The 14,217-nt window shown below is 39.6% G+C and carries 15 protein-coding genes and 1 riboswitch; of the genes, 2 read left to right on the top strand and 13 right to left on the bottom strand.

Translation table 11 applies throughout. The annotated features are described in order from the left end of the window. Positions 1-21: 21 nt before the first annotated feature. A riboswitch (purine riboswitch) is annotated at positions 22-122 on the bottom strand. A 277-nt stretch (positions 123-399) separates the two neighbouring features. The 6 genes from AC6I0I_RS02045 to AC6I0I_RS02020 all read right to left on the bottom strand — a co-directional run bounded on the left by AC6I0I_RS02045 (position 400) and on the right by AC6I0I_RS02020 (position 6,401). Next, positions 400-1,128, bottom strand: coding sequence for an HAD family hydrolase (locus AC6I0I_RS02045; RefSeq protein ID WP_161831041.1), 729 nt, complete (start codon positions 1,126-1,128; stop codon positions 400-402). 216 nt (positions 1,129-1,344) lie between these two features. Continuing rightward, positions 1,345-1,671, bottom strand: coding sequence for a hypothetical protein (locus AC6I0I_RS02040; RefSeq protein WP_161831040.1), 327 nt, complete (start codon positions 1,669-1,671; stop codon positions 1,345-1,347). Between the two features lie 89 nt (positions 1,672-1,760). Continuing rightward, on the bottom strand, positions 1,761-3,080 hold the full coding sequence (locus tag AC6I0I_RS02035; protein ID WP_161831039.1) for a hemolysin family protein: 1,320 nt from the start codon (positions 3,078-3,080) through the stop codon (positions 1,761-1,763). Between the two features lie 214 nt (positions 3,081-3,294). Further along, complete coding sequence (locus AC6I0I_RS02030; protein ID WP_161831038.1) at positions 3,295-3,972, bottom strand: hypothetical protein; 678 nt, start codon at positions 3,970-3,972, stop codon at positions 3,295-3,297. Between the two features lie 47 nt (positions 3,973-4,019). Next, positions 4,020-4,493 (bottom strand): hypothetical protein, encoded by a 474-nt coding sequence (locus AC6I0I_RS02025; RefSeq protein ID WP_262950744.1) that lies wholly within the window; start codon positions 4,491-4,493, stop codon positions 4,020-4,022. 351 nt (positions 4,494-4,844) lie between these two features. Beyond that, positions 4,845-6,401 (bottom strand): glycerophosphodiester phosphodiesterase, encoded by a 1,557-nt coding sequence (locus AC6I0I_RS02020; RefSeq protein WP_317453424.1) that lies wholly within the window; start codon positions 6,399-6,401, stop codon positions 4,845-4,847. A 168-nt stretch (positions 6,402-6,569) separates the two neighbouring features. Here AC6I0I_RS02020 and AC6I0I_RS02015 point away from each other — a divergent pair, with 168 nt between their 5' ends. Continuing rightward, positions 6,570-6,821, top strand: coding sequence for a DUF1653 domain-containing protein (locus AC6I0I_RS02015; RefSeq protein ID WP_161831035.1), 252 nt, complete (start codon positions 6,570-6,572; stop codon positions 6,819-6,821). Positions 6,822-6,851: 30 nt separating this feature from the next. Here AC6I0I_RS02015 and AC6I0I_RS02010 read toward each other — a convergent pair whose 3' ends face one another. The 4 genes from AC6I0I_RS02010 to AC6I0I_RS01995 all read right to left on the bottom strand — a co-directional run bounded on the left by AC6I0I_RS02010 (position 6,852) and on the right by AC6I0I_RS01995 (position 10,034). Beyond that, the gene (locus tag AC6I0I_RS02010; protein WP_237658871.1) at positions 6,852-7,406 is read right to left on the bottom strand and encodes a DUF1836 domain-containing protein; all 555 of its coding nucleotides are present in this window, start codon (positions 7,404-7,406) and stop codon (positions 6,852-6,854) included. 16 nt (positions 7,407-7,422) lie between these two features. After that, positions 7,423-8,274, bottom strand: coding sequence for a DegV family protein (locus tag AC6I0I_RS02005; RefSeq protein WP_161831033.1), 852 nt, complete (start codon positions 8,272-8,274; stop codon positions 7,423-7,425). A gap of 462 nt (positions 8,275-8,736) precedes the next feature. Continuing rightward, positions 8,737-9,516 carry an Rpn family recombination-promoting nuclease/putative transposase gene (locus AC6I0I_RS02000; protein WP_262953685.1) on the bottom strand — a complete coding sequence of 260 codons (780 nt, stop codon included), beginning with the start codon at positions 9,514-9,516 and terminating at the stop codon, positions 8,737-8,739. 272 nt (positions 9,517-9,788) lie between these two features. Beyond that, positions 9,789-10,034, bottom strand: a complete 246-nt coding sequence (locus tag AC6I0I_RS01995; protein ID WP_338506805.1) for a hypothetical protein — start codon at positions 10,032-10,034, stop codon at positions 9,789-9,791. Between the two features lie 487 nt (positions 10,035-10,521). Between AC6I0I_RS01995 and AC6I0I_RS01990 the strand changes: the two genes are divergently transcribed. Continuing rightward, entirely contained in the window at positions 10,522-11,508 is a 987-nt protein-coding gene (locus AC6I0I_RS01990; protein ID WP_262953684.1) for an HD domain-containing protein, read from the top strand. Between the two features lie 278 nt (positions 11,509-11,786). Here AC6I0I_RS01990 and AC6I0I_RS01985 read toward each other — a convergent pair whose 3' ends face one another. The 3 genes from AC6I0I_RS01985 to AC6I0I_RS01975 all read right to left on the bottom strand — a co-directional run bounded on the left by AC6I0I_RS01985 (position 11,787) and on the right by AC6I0I_RS01975 (position 14,204). Further along, positions 11,787-13,040: an ABC transporter permease gene (locus AC6I0I_RS01985; RefSeq protein ID WP_262950747.1), complete on the bottom strand. Its 1,254-nt coding sequence runs from the start codon at positions 13,038-13,040 to the stop codon at positions 11,787-11,789. Beyond that, positions 13,037-13,954: an ABC transporter ATP-binding protein gene (locus tag AC6I0I_RS01980; protein WP_338506801.1), complete on the bottom strand. Its 918-nt coding sequence runs from the start codon at positions 13,952-13,954 to the stop codon at positions 13,037-13,039. The genes AC6I0I_RS01985 and AC6I0I_RS01980 overlap by 4 nt, the downstream gene beginning before the upstream one ends. Positions 13,955-14,030: 76 nt before the next feature. After that, a complete protein-coding gene (locus AC6I0I_RS01975) occupies positions 14,031-14,204 on the bottom strand; it encodes a hypothetical protein (RefSeq protein WP_202618692.1) in 174 nt (57 codons plus the stop codon). Between the last annotated feature and the right edge of the window lie 13 nt (positions 14,205-14,217).

The raw sequence follows: 14,217 nt of genomic DNA, 5'->3' as shown, positions 1-14,217 counted from the left end.
CCTTGCGATAGAACACCGTCCCCATGTTCTATCTCTTCTCATAGTCCGATTTTTTACGGAAATCGGGTAGAAACATACGCACCTTATTTGCGTTATATATGAAAATAACCTTGATAACCGCCATAATTATACCAAATATCCCTTCTAAATGATATTTTTTTGTCATTTTTGGTATAAAGAAAGGGTTTTTTATCTAAAAAATAAAAATAATGTCTTATTTACAGAACTTCCTTCCCGTGAAAAACCGCTTATTACTAAATGGAACAAGGATAAGCGCTATTCACTTAATCACGGCAATTAAGATGGCTTTTCATTTTAAGACACCCTCTCCCCCAAAAATATTCACACAAAAAAAAGTCTCTCATCCTTTCGTGAGAGACTTTTTAAACGTTGCTTTTCTTATAGTAATTCAATGTGATCCATATCTAATTTATATTTCACGTCTTTTCGTTCAACGATGACGTTGATTTTTTGTCTTAAGGTTTCATCTTCCATTAACTTCGTAATAAGTTCCCTTGTCGGATTAATGGCAAATGGTGTTCCTACTGCGCGAAACATCGTTAAATCCCCAGTGGTATCCCCATAAGCAAAACTTTGACTTAAATCAATATCATACTTCGCTTGAAGTTCATCGATTGCTTTTTGTTTACTTACCGCATCCCACATCGGAATCACATGGCCGTTATAACGTCCCGCTTCATCCGTTTCATAAATCGTTCCGCGATAATCATCCATTTTATATTTATTTGCCATTTTACTCACTAACTCATAAGGTGATCCAGAAATCGCGATCACAATATGTCCTTGCTCTTTATGCCATTTCATTCGTTCGCGTGAGAACGTATAAATTCGATCCCCTTTTTGATTAATCACCTTTTGAGCCACATGCTCAATATGTTCCTTACTCACCCCTAGAATCGCTTGTTTATAGGCGTCCACCATTTTAAGTAAGTACTCATCATAATCCCCTTCACGACGATCCCATTTTAAATAAACAGGCTTCACTTCATGATGCCAGACTTCTTCTTCAATCAGTTCATATTTAATAATTTTTTTAAAAACCTCGGTAATTAAACCTTCACGATAAATCGTTCCGTCAATATCAAAAAATGCAGCAATTCGAGACATGTGCAACACCTCCTACTAATTTTTAAAACCATTGAATCTTACCTGACTATTATACAATTATTTACATCTAGAAACAAATTCATACGCTCATCCATTAAATCCCTTGTTTGTTCCTAAACAAATGTAACTTCTATAGTTTATTAAAAATCATCGACTCTCATGCTAAAAATACACGACTCTTTGCCAAATCTTAATAAAAAAAGCTTAAACAATCGTTTAAGCCTCTTTATCTGATGAATTTGAAACAACTAGTGGGGGTTCCTTTGTCCCCGCTGATAAGAGTCGTTCGATTAAAGAGTTCACAACCCCTCCACCGCGACTCACTACAAGCCCTGTCACAAATTCACCAATATACGGACATGCCATATCCATTCCAACCGCTTCGAATAAGTCAAATGGAACACACATACAAACCGCCACACTTAAAACAATGGCTCCAATTTTTTTATAACTAACCTTACCGTTTTTCTTAACAATCGTATTAAATGTTTCAACCGCCGATTCTACAACAACAGAAATAATAATTAAAGGTACTAAGTTCATCCCTAACTCCCCCTCTATCGATCAAGGCCCCCATGATATCGGATTAAATTCCTTCACCTCTTTACATCTATATGTCCAAAAATGTCCTTTTATGTTAGATGGGTGGACGGAATATAAATTTTAACGCGCTCAATGCGTCGATCTTTTACCTCATCGATTTTGAATACGAAGTTCTCATACGTCACGGTACACGTCTCACCTTCATTAGGAATATAGTTCATTTGTTGTAGTAAAAAACCTCCAAGTGTTTCATAGTCTTCTCCCTCTTGTGACAAGTTTAAGTGCAACTTCTCATTTAAGTCCTTAATACTTATCAACCCGTCCACAAGATAAACACCTTGCCCGATTTCTTCAATCACCGCATGATCGTCATCGTACTCATCCTCAATCTCTCCCATGACTTCCTCGATTAAATCCTCGATGGTTACAATGCCTGAAAAGACACCATATTCGTCAATTAAAAAGGCGAGATGCGTTCTCGATTTTTGAAGTTCTTTAAATAGCTGATCAATATTTTTACATTCGGGCACAAAATAGGCAGAATGAAGCAGCGGTCTCACTTCTACATGATCAAATCCAACGCGATAGGCTTCTTTTAAAACGTCTTTTAAATAGAGCACCCCAACGATTTGATCCAATTGATCTTCATAAACAGGAATGCGCGAGTAATTTTCTTCTAGTAACTGTTCGATGGCTAACGGTTGATTCACATTAATCATATAAACCTCTGTCCGTGGGGTCATAACTTCTTTGGCTAATTTATCATCAAACTCAAAAATACTATTAATCATTTCCTTCTCAATTTGATTAATGACGCCGTGTTCCTCGCCCGCATCAACGAGCGATTTTATTTCTTCACGAGACACTTTTTCTTCTAATTTCTCATCGTTTAGTCCGAAGAGTCGCAAAACAACATTCGTTGAAAAAGATAACCATCGAACAAAGGGCTTGGCCAGTTTTGAAATTAACACAATGGGCTTAACTGCAATCATCGCCAATTGTTGTGACTTTTGAAGCGCAATTCGCTTAGGAACCAACTCCCCTAAAACAAGGGTGATATAGGACAAAAGAAGCGTCATGACAACGACGGAAACCCATTCCGCATAAGGAAATCCAAAGCTAGCTAAATAAATTCCTAACCGCTTTGAAATCGTGGTCGCTGCGGATGCACTTGAAAAAAAACCAGCTAGCGTAATCCCGACCTGGATGGTCGATAAAAACAAATTAGGTTCTTCTAATAACTTCAACAACGAAAGGGCCCTGCGATCCCCACTCTCTGCTAATTGTTTAATGCGGGTTCGGTTAACAGAAACAATCGCCATCTCTGCCGCCGCAAAAAAGGCATTTAAGACAGTCAAAGTGAAAATTAAAATAACTTGTAGCGTGAAGCTCATCGGTTCGGGGTCCATAACATTAATCTCTCCTCTAATTAATACAGCTACCGATTGCGGATGGCTTTTCGGTAGAATAACTATTTATTGTTCTAATGTATTATATTCCCGCCTCACAAAATTGTCCCTCAAACAAAAAAATCCCTATCGGAAACTCACAACAAGTGTCCATAGGGAATGATGCGTTACCCTCGAAGTGGCAACCACCTCATTACTAACCTGTCTCTAAAGGTTAAAAATCAAATTTATGCCTAAACGTGTCGTACCAGTCCGTTGCCCACTGTTGCTCCTGACAGAGCGCTAGAAGTTCATGTTCATCGTTAATGCCCCGTTCCGTAATGAGACGATGCGTTTCTTTATTCACGATTAACCCATTATCAATCTGATCCGCCAACTCCTTGTAAAGGGCATAACTTCTAATATGGGAAAATTCACAGGTTCTAACAACAAGTGGTTTCCCAGTTAACTCATCCGACTTAATTTTATACTTCGTTCTTCGTTTCTTTTTCAATCCCTTACGTGCTGCATTCAGAGTGTAATCATACTCGATTCGTCGCAATTTCACCGTTGGACAGGTATTAATCGCTTCATAGTATTGTTTAGACGCCTCCAAATTGGCGCCTTTTTTCCCTACCCCATTTTCCTCAATATTTTTAGCCAGATGCTCAAGTACCTTATACCCACGAACATATTCCTGGCCGTCGAACGATTGTTTAAGGCTATCTGGAACACAAGCGACGAAGTAACGGGCATTCTTTTTTGTCGTTCGTAAAATACTATGCAGTTTCTCTACCTTAATCCACATCCAACCTTTACTATCAATAAGAACCCCCTCTTGCCAGGCGCGTTCAAGTTCAGTTTGAACCTTCCGACTAATCTGGCCTTCCATGACAGGGTTTTGATACTCCACCTCTTTACCTTTTAAATAGGTTGTGAGCTCATATTTGGGTTTAATGGCTAGTCCCTCCCCACCATTTGTTGATACAAATCATTGAGTTTCGCCATCGCTGCCGTTGCCTGTTGATGAGAACAAAAATCGGGATGAATCACTTTAGAAATTTGTTCGCGCCACGCCTTAGCCGCCTTTTTACTACTAAAATGAGACGCATTAACCCCCAATTTTTTCAATCGGAGTTCTCCATCAAGTTCAGTTAAATAGAAAATATACTCACTCGCCCGTGAATTAAAATAGCCCGCTTCGGCTTCCTGCTTAACGTCCCCTTTTAACGAATGAACACATTCACCCGTGGATAACTGTTGCAGCTTTTCAACCTTCTCGCGAAACTCACAAATTGAATCTAATAATCCTTGCCAACTTCGACCCGACACATGAAGTTGACTCCATCCTTCTTCTTTAATCTGTCCCCGTACTTCATTAAAACTTCCTAATTTCTTCAATTCCTCTAAATCATTCACTTTCAACCAGTCCAAAAACATTCCTCCTTTAGTTTAACCCGCACTTTTAACTCCTCATCACCCTTAACAACTTGATTAACCTCACCACGCAACTAAACCCCTACTAAACTTTATTCCAGCAACGATCGCCTCAGAACATAAGTGTCCCGTTTTATAAACTTTTTCACAACTTTCCCCCGCTTAAGCGTTGATCCCTCCTCTTTCTTAAACCACCGATCCTGTTTCAATAGTATAGGGGCACACGAGAGAGAGGAGACACGTAAAAGCATCAAAAGATATCGTTTGCTCCCCGTGAGCCTACCCTTTTTCAACACAGGAGGCAAAGACATGCTCCCATAAAAAAAATCATCCAAAACGGATGATTTTTTACATGTAATCTAAATGAATATGCAAATCTCGAATCATAAAATGGCTTTTTCCTGCAGCCTTTGGCCCAATGATCACTCGATAATACGACTGATCACCACTCACCGAATTCATCGCAAGAAACTGTCCACTCATATAATGCCAATTTCCATGGGCCGTACTTTTGATACTATGTTCAACTTCTTGCACACGCCCTTCTTCCACATATTCAAGCCCAGCCCGGATGCTATCCTCCTCCATGCCTAAATAAAAGAATGAAACGGTGACTACATCTCCAACAGCGAGGGGCGCCAACTTAACTTCTAGCACATTTCCAAATTCCCCTTCATCAAACACTTCTAAGAGTTGGCCCTCTTCGTGGTATATCCACCCCTCGTTTCCTTTTTCCTTAAGTGGCGACGACAAACTATTGATATACTCTGATTGATGATGGAACAAATAATCTTTTCCCCCTTTACATCCAACCAATGATTGGCGATACAACAAGGTATTCGTTGTCATAAAATCGACGCCCATCTTCATCAATTCTTGCATCTTTTCATTTAAATCTACCGTCCAAGTCGCCACTAATACTCCCTGTTGATGGGCTTGATGGACTAACTTTTGAGTTACCTCTTTATAACGACAACTAATCGCCATTTTATACTTGGCACAGACTTTAATATTTTCCTCGTTGAGGTGTGCCAACCACTGTAAGGTCATCGCTTCCTCAAGTTTACGAATTTGCACCAACGTCTTTTTCGAAAAAGAAATAATGATGACTTGATGAGCATCGCCCCACTGCTTAATCAGACGAATCAATCGTGAAATACTAGACTCCTCGATTTCTTTCACCTCAATAACTGGTACAATCCCCCACGACTTACAGACGTCTAAATATTCTTCGAGCGTTGGGAGTTTAAGAGATGGATAGCGTTGAATTTGATGGCCGGATATGATGGTTAATTGTTGAAGTTCCTTTAAGGTGTAGTCACTAATTCTTCCAACACCATTCGTCATTCCTTCTAGGGTTGAATTATGTAAAATAACAAATTCCCCATCCTTCGTTTCATGAATATCACACTCTGCGCCATAATAGCCATAGCGTCCCGCAAGTTCATACGCGGGAATCGTATTTTCAGGAGCAATCGAACTTAGTCCCCGATGGGCAATCAGACGTGTTTTAGCTGGAACATGAGGCTTTGGTTGAGGCACGATATCTGAGCGGGATTTTCGCGTCTCACTTTTCACCTCGACATAAAAAAAGACCCATCTTTCTTCCCCGCCCCCTTCTTCTATTAATAATTCGCATAAAAGGGGGACATTAAAGTTAACAAAATGCTCCGTTAACGTTAAAAGAATGGCTCCATTTTTAGCGGGAGAAAGGTTACAACTTTCGAAAACGGGTTGGTTATTCGATTGCACCCCTTCTACCTGAACGCGACAATTTTTCAAATTGACGATGTGCTCGTCCTGAATTAAAACCACCTCTAATACACATAGGTCTCGCGTAAAATCAAGCGTTACCTGTCTTTTTTCACGATCGGATAAATCGAGTCGCACAAATTTCTTATACATCCGGCATCTCCCCTTTATTGATACACGTTTAAAACATAACGTTCTCTATCTTATATATACCCACTTTTGTCCATGTTGTGACAAAAGATCGTCCATCTTCATCGCATGAATGACTCCTTAACGGAAATACTATCATTGGGTGTTAAACAAGTGAGGAGGATGTAGGCTATGCGAGATATCAGTGCTTTAAAAGGGAAAATTTTTAGGCATTTTAAAGGAGATTTATACCTCGTTGAAGACGTCGTCAAACATTCTGAAACGCAAGAGTTAATGGTATTATACCGGGCCCTTTATGGGGATTGTGGACGCTTTGTTCGTCCCTATGAAATGTTTGTAGAGAAGGTTCCTAATGGGAAAGAAAATCCAACAGGGCAAACCTATCGATTTGAGCTCTATACCGTTTCAAGCATAAAAAAATAAATCTATTGATCGCTCAATAGATTTATTTTTTTATTCCTTTAACGTCTCTGCTTTTTGTTTCGCCTCTTTTTTCGTTGGCAGGGCCACGTCCTTTTCTAATAAATAGTTTTGGATAAATAATTTATGTGAAATAGACATCACGGCCGAACGTAAAACTTCTGTTTCAAACGTAATCGTTGTCGCCGAATTAGGTTCAACTGTTTCCCGTGTTCCAAAAACGTATTGCAATGCCTGCTCTAACTCGACACAGAAGAAATCATAGGCTTGTTGGATCGGATAGAGGTTCGTTTGAACGGTAATCATTTGACAGATTTCTGTTAAGCTATAAACTTGCTTAAATAAACAAACGACAATCAGATAGGCCAAATGATTTTCTGTATATCGTCTCCCTACTGGCGGTCTTACGACGCGTTGCTTTACATAATTATTCAGCATGGTTGGAGTTAATAGTTTTTCATCTCTATTTAAATTTAGGGGTCCTAACAACTCCTCAATATAAGCAATCACCTGATCCTTATAAAGAGGAATAGTCGGTAATTCTTCATATCTTGGACAATGAAATTTTAAGATTTCTTTATGTTCCATGCAGCTTCCCATCCTTTTATTTGAAGATTGGGTGTTTTTTTATGACTTGAATTGCTACACATCCGGGACCTCCCTGTGCGGTGAAGACCGGAGTCAGTAACATGATTTCAGTTTCTACACCTTCTATTAATTTTTTTACCATTTGTTCCGCCTCTTTAGCAAGTTCTTCATGACATGCATGAGAGATATAAACTTTATAGTCTTCATTCACACCTTTTGCTAATAAATCCTCGCTAATCGCCTGAATCGCCTTTTTAAAGGTTCTTTTTGTTGAAAATTTTGTAAGACGTGTGGCATCTTCAGAAAGCGTCATAATGGGAACTAATTTAACGAGTCCTCCAATTTTTCCTACGAGCGGTGATAATCGTCCACCGCGAACAAGGTATTCAAAGTCCTGCGGAATTAGGAATGAAGTTGAGGTTTGAATAAGGGCCTCAATCTCATCAACAATAAGAGATTTTTTCATCCCTGTCTTCGCTAATGCGACGGCTGTTTCTACTAAGTAACGATGAGGTCCACATAAGGTCTTTGAGTTAATGACTGTGATTTGGTCCCCGTGGTCAACCATTGATTTTGCCATGCAGGCAGATTGATACGTTCCTGATAATCCGTCGGCTAATGAGATATTAATGATTTCCTCATCCGGGTATTGTTCATACATGTCGACTACTTCACCAATTGCGGGTTGTGATGAGCTCGGAACATGCCCCTCACCAATTAGTCTTACCAATTCAATTGTTTCTAACTGTTCAAATTCTTTATATGACTGCCCGTCTACTAGAACAGATAATGGACGCACGTCAAACCCTAACGATTGCGCCTCTCTTGTTGAAAAAAGTGTTGATGAATCCGATACAATCCTTACCATAAAAACCCCTCCATATTCAATAAAAAGCTGAAGACACCGTCTATTTGGACGAATAAGTGGAAAGCAATCGTCCTAGACACATGAAATGTGTTGGTGCGGTTGCCACACTTAATCGGACAAATGGTGTCTAAAGCTAGATTCAATAAAAAGCTGCAGACACTGCCTATTTGGACGAATAGTTAAAACCCTATTACCCCCGATATCCTTCGCCACACCGTCCTGTTGTACAACCTAACCGTGCAACGGGCCCCTACAGCTTCAATTGGTATCCATAACAGACAACATTTGTTGAAAAAGATAACCCATGTTAAATGCTATAATCTATTAATTAATCTACATTATCTAGTTTCAAATACTATATAACTTAGATTACCATTAACCGCTTATAAAGTCAACGGGTCTTCATCATCTTCCCTAAAAAAAATCACGGGCTTTATTCCCGTGACTTTAGCTATTTAACCCTTAAATTTCTCCCCTTAGTTGATGTACAAGATCGACAGGTAACCCGGTTTTACGTGAAATCGTTTCATCATCTAAAATATCTAATAAATTCTTAGCAATTTCTAAATCGCGTTGCATCTTTCCTTGTTCGATTCCCTGTTCTATTCCCTCGTCACGTGCTGTTTGTAGCCGGCTCGTTTCATCAAGTAAGGCCTTTAAGCGGGCCTCGTAGTATAAACGGTATTTTTCATTACAGCTTAAGACAAGGAGTTCGTCCTTTGCCTCGCGAATCGTTTCATGTTGATGCGCCAGCTCATAGCTCACTTGACTTTCGGGATGTTTAATAAATTCAAGCCAAGCCTCCAATTGTGTTTTTATTTCACCCGCATCTTGAATATCTTTTATTTTATCTAGTTCAATGAAATGAATTTCTAAAAGGTCACTGAGTTGTTCATTTCGTTCGCGTTCCTTTAAAACGTAACAACTATGGTATTCGGCGGTATCAAGCAAGTCAAAAGATAAAAGATTAATACACACTGTTCGTTCTAATTTCTGATAAGGATTCCCACTCTGAAGTTGCCCGGAAAACAAACGACCCCAATAAAACAAACTGCGTTCAATCATATTCCTCTCATCCGCCACCTGAACCTCAACATTTATGAGCTCCCCTTTATTGGTCGTCGCTAAAATATCTAAAGTGCCGGGTTTATCGTCTTTATATTGTTTATCAAGTGTCCGATCCTTAAAGGTAATTGAAGTAATTGGTTCATCTGGCATTAAGACAGCGTTTAAAAATGAGATTAACAGTTCTGGTTTTTTCTAAGCCCTACTATTGGAGGATAGCCAAGAGCTTTCGCTACTTGGCGCAGGGAACCCAAGCCCTAGCAGTTGAGGATATGTACGGGCTATGCCTCGTACGCCAGGGAACCCGTTCCCAAACAGTCCCTTGAACACAAAGTCCATGGTCGGTGGTAATAACACAGGTCCATTCCCTACTAGTTGAGGATAGCTAAGAGTTCGTTACACTCACTCCTTAGCGCAGGGGACCCAAGCCCTAGCAGCGGAGGATATATTTACTTCGTAAATGCTAGGGAACCCCCCACGATTTGGTAGACGGCGATGGTTAGGGTGATGAAGGCGATGTTAAGGATTAGGCATCTGGTGTATCGGTTGGTGATGGTTGGATCAAGTCCTAACAGGCCGATCATGATTGCAAGGCTGGCTAGTCCGAGTTGAACAATGGTTGGTGTTCCCCCGACTCCTATGAGCAAAACTGCGAATCCCCCAAAAAATAATTGTGCTTTTTTTAATTCGTTCAAAAAACTCTCCCCCTTCTCTCTTGTTATAAAGACTTCGATGGATATTAAAATGATTCTACTTACTTTTAAAAAGGGGACCTAATAGATAGGCGACCACGGCACAGAGGAAGACCCAGAGTCCAAAATGTAATATTTGATGGCGCACTATATTGACGACATGATGACATCTTAAAAAGTACATCACTCCTTGATCAAGGGTATATGTTAAACAGAAACAACTTATTAAAAATAAAATCGCTCTTGATTTTCTCTTCATTCTCTACTCGCTCTCCCTATCAATGCTTTATCTCCTTGAAATGTATCATATTCCTGTCTATATTCCTACCCCTTTGTGCTAACTGGTCAATAACTGTTGCAGTTTGGACAAATTAGACCAAGTCTAAACCAAAACCACCCTCTTTTTTCCCCTAACTATTCAACTCATCTTGACAACCTGGCCCGTTAGAATTAAACTAAAACGATATTTTAATCGGAAGGAATGGTGCACTTGAAACAAGTTCAAACGATAACTGATATACTTTACGGAACTTTTGAGGTAGAAGCTGTTTTGGGCGAGCTCTTAACGTGTGATGCCCTCTTAAGACTGAAAAACATCCACCAAGGAGGAGGTGCGTTTCTTGTCAATCAAAATTGGAGCACGACGAGGTATGAGCATAGTGTCGGCGTCATGATTTTAATCCGACTTTTAGGGGGAACACTTGAGGAACAAATTCTCGGACTTCTCCATGACATTTCACACACGGCCTTTTCGCATGTGATCGACTATCTCATGGAGGAGGCGGAAGAAGATTACCATGAAAAAATTTACGAGGAAGTGATTGAGAGTTCACAAATCCCTTCTATTTTAAACAAATATGGAATGGACGCTAAAGCTCTTCTAACCATGAATAGTCTCCTACTCGATAGCCCGCTTCCTAATCTTTGTGCCGATCGCATTGATTACACCTTAAGGGACCTATTTCATTGCAAATTTATTAATAAAGATGAAATCCATTCGTTTATCAACGCTTTAACGGTAAAAGACAACGAGATCTGTCTCACTTCTCAATCGATGGCTGAGTGGTTTACTAAAGTTTATTATCGTGAGGTCATTGACTTCTTTATGGATCCCCTAAATATTTACGCCAATGATGCCCTGACGCGTCTATTAAAGCAAGCCCTCAAAAAATCTGTGATTACCCTTGAAGACTTCAAACGAGATGACGCATGGATTCTTGATAAAATAACCGCAAGCCAAGACCAGGACCTCCTTCAACTCCTGAAACAGATTAATTCCCACGTCATCCTCATCGAAGATGACTCCCAGTATGATATCTATCGTAAACCTAAACCACGAATGGTAGATCCCCTTCTATGCATAGACGGGATGGACCCTGTCCCAATCAGTACAGTATCGACAGAAATACAGCAATTGATTAAGGTAGCCCTCAAAAAATTACATCGCGGAACCTACTTAAAAGTGATTCCGTATTAAAAGATAAAGACTCGTCCAACAATTACGACGAGTCTTTATCTTTTACACCTATTCATACATTTACTTCGTAAAGCCCTACCAGCGGAGGATAGCTATGAGCTTCGCTACATAGCGCAGGGGACTTAAGCCCTAGTGGTGGGGGATTGTTCGCCTTGCTCACTGCTAGGGGACCCCCTAGCAGTTGAGGATATGTACGGGCTATGCCACGTACGCCAGGGGACTTAAGCCCTACTAGTGGAGGATAGCCACGAGCTTCGCTACTTGGCGCAGGGAACCCCCTACTTATTTGTTTTGATGAGTTTGAGGGCATCTTTTAGTTTGATTGGGTTTCCGTATCGGAGGGTTGCCATGCGATAGATTTTCGTCGCCGTGTAGGCCACGACTATTGTTGAAAGGATTAGTAAAATAAACGATATGCTGATTTCTAGGAAGGATACGCTCCCCATCGCAAATCGCGTTGGCATGGTCATAAATGAACTAAATGGAATAAATGAGGCAATTTTCATCGCGGAACTTTCAACGTCTCCCATTCCAAACATCGTGACAAAGAATACGATCACAAAGATCATGGTAATTGACGTGATACTCGAACTCACGTCCTCTGTTTTTGAAACGAGTGCTCCGAGCACACCAAAGATAAAGGCATAGAATAAATAACCTACTCCACCAAAGAAGGCAAAGATGATTAGGATATCATGCGGAATATCAAAAATTCCATCTAACATCGAATTCCAGGCCCCTTTATTCACTTGATAGGCAATCATTCCTGAAGCAATCATCAATCCAAATTGTATAAAACTTGCTAGGGCCGCAGCGATCACCTTTCCACAGATTAAACTCGTTGGATGAACACTTGTCACTAAGATTTCAATCGCTCGATTACTCTTCTCACTCGTTACTGATGTTGCAATCAATTGACCATAGGTAATGATCATAAAATATAGACCAAAAACGAGCAAATATGTATACGTATAATTATAAATTCCGTCTTTGCCTAAAATAGTCGTTTCTGACGTAATCGGAGCATTATAAGAACTTTCTAACTCCTCAAAATTTAACCCATGTTTAGCTGCATAATTCACACGATTAATCAATGATAACATCTCTGAAAAAATGGCCTCATTCGAATCACTAAACGTAGAGTTTTGAACAATGTAATCAAAGTTAGTAGAACTGTGCACAACAAATCCACCATCAACTTCTTCCTTCTCGATTAAGTTCTTCATCTCATCTTCACTATCCACGCCCACAAATTTCACAGATGGGAAAAACTCAGCTAAATAATCCGAATGAATCCGTTGACCTTTATCTAAAATCGCCAAATGAGATTGTTCCTCATCACTTAAATCTTCCGCTTTTTCCTCTGAAGACGTCTCCTCCAATGAAGGAATCCATTGACTCATATCAAAGACAGACGGGAGCGACAGACCGACAATCAATAAAGCGGAGACAAGAATGGTTGTTAGCACGTAGCCCTTACTTTTAAAATAGTGAGTCAGTTCAAAATATAAGACGGTTAAAAACTGTTTCATGCCTGATCACCTACCTCTAAGACAAAAATATCCGTTAATGTTGGTTCATAAATCGCAAACTTTTCAATATCGACATCGGTTGTTAACAGCGCCGATAATAAATCATTTTTCGTTTGATTGTTTATTAATTGTAAGACAAGGAACTCCTTTTTCATCTCGAAGACGTTGACTAAATCAGCAAGTTGTTCTTCACAGATCGCCTTTAAGTCGCTTAAAGAGTAGTTATTCGCACTTAAAATGAGTCGATTTTTTCCAAACTCTTTCTTAATGGCTTTTAAATTACCGGTTAGTGCAACCTCACCCTTGTTAATAATCGCTATTTCTTCACAGAACTCTTCAACGTATCCCATTTGATGAGAACAGAAAATCACTAACTTATTTTGCTGAATAAGTTCATTTACAACGTCTTTAAGAACTTGTGAATTAACTGGATCAAGTCCGCTAAACGGTTCATCAAGAATGACAATCTCAGGATTACACGTTAACGTCTGCGCCAATTGAACCTTTTGCTGATTCCCTTTCGAGAGCGTTTCTAGCTTCCTATTTTCATACCCTAAAACGCCTAATTTCTCAAGCCATTTCTTAGAACTTTGGATCGCCTCTTTTTTACTCATTCCCCTTAGCATCGCTAGGTAGACAAGTTGTTCTAAGACGTTCTTCTTCGGATAAAGTCCTCGTTCCTCAGGTAAATATCCAATTTGATGCTCACTCGGCTTAAACGGTCGGTTGTCTAATAAAATTTCTCCTGAATTCGCCTTAAAGACATCCATCAGAATCCGAATCGTCGTTGTTTTTCCTGCACCATTTCGTCCTAATAAACCGAGTGCTTTCCCGCTTTCCACCGAAAACGAAATCCCATGAAGAACTTCAGTCTCCATAAAACTCTTCCTTAAATTTTTAACCTCTAACCTCATACGCCCTCCTAAAATGTTCTTTTAACATCTTTTAGCTCCGTCTTAACTAATTGAAAAAAGTAAACATATTTTGTATCTACCTTTTCTTTTTAGAATCTAGGCTAAGACCAATAGCAACACCTAAACATAATCCGATAGCTATTTGATTTAATACTACACCAAAAATCAGCCCTATTCCTATAAAGATTGGAAAGTAATAACTATGGCTGATTTTTTCACCCGCATCTTCTTTAACACAGATTTTTTTCAAGGTCATTCCCTCC

Source organism: Turicibacter sp. St.80E1 (assembly GCF_059728495.1).
Note: the sequence above shows the minus strand (reverse complement) of the source record. Positions and strands in the feature narration are given on the sequence as shown.

What these genes read in the sequence shown, in the direction of transcription:
- AC6I0I_RS02045 (WP_161831041.1), bottom strand. Translation starts at nt 1,128, where the DNA reads ATGTCTCGAATTGCTGCATTTTTTGATATTGACGGAACGATTTATCGT.
- AC6I0I_RS02040 (WP_161831040.1), bottom strand. Translation starts at nt 1,671, where the DNA reads ATGAACTTAGTACCTTTAATTATTATTTCTGTTGTTGTAGAATCGGCG.
- AC6I0I_RS02035 (WP_161831039.1), bottom strand. Translation starts at nt 3,080, where the DNA reads ATGGACCCCGAACCGATGAGCTTCACGCTACAAGTTATTTTAATTTTC.
- AC6I0I_RS02020 (WP_317453424.1), bottom strand. Translation starts at nt 6,401, where the DNA reads ATGTATAAGAAATTTGTGCGACTCGATTTATCCGATCGTGAAAAAAGA.
- AC6I0I_RS02015 (WP_161831035.1), top strand. Translation starts at nt 6,570, where the DNA reads ATGCGAGATATCAGTGCTTTAAAAGGGAAAATTTTTAGGCATTTTAAA.
- AC6I0I_RS02010 (WP_237658871.1), bottom strand. Translation starts at nt 7,406, where the DNA reads ATGGAACATAAAGAAATCTTAAAATTTCATTGTCCAAGATATGAAGAA.
- AC6I0I_RS02005 (WP_161831033.1), bottom strand. Translation starts at nt 8,274, where the DNA reads ATGGTAAGGATTGTATCGGATTCATCAACACTTTTTTCAACAAGAGAG.
- AC6I0I_RS01985 (WP_262950747.1), bottom strand. Translation starts at nt 13,040, where the DNA reads ATGAAACAGTTTTTAACCGTCTTATATTTTGAACTGACTCACTATTTT.
- AC6I0I_RS01980 (WP_338506801.1), bottom strand. Translation starts at nt 13,954, where the DNA reads ATGAGGTTAGAGGTTAAAAATTTAAGGAAGAGTTTTATGGAGACTGAA.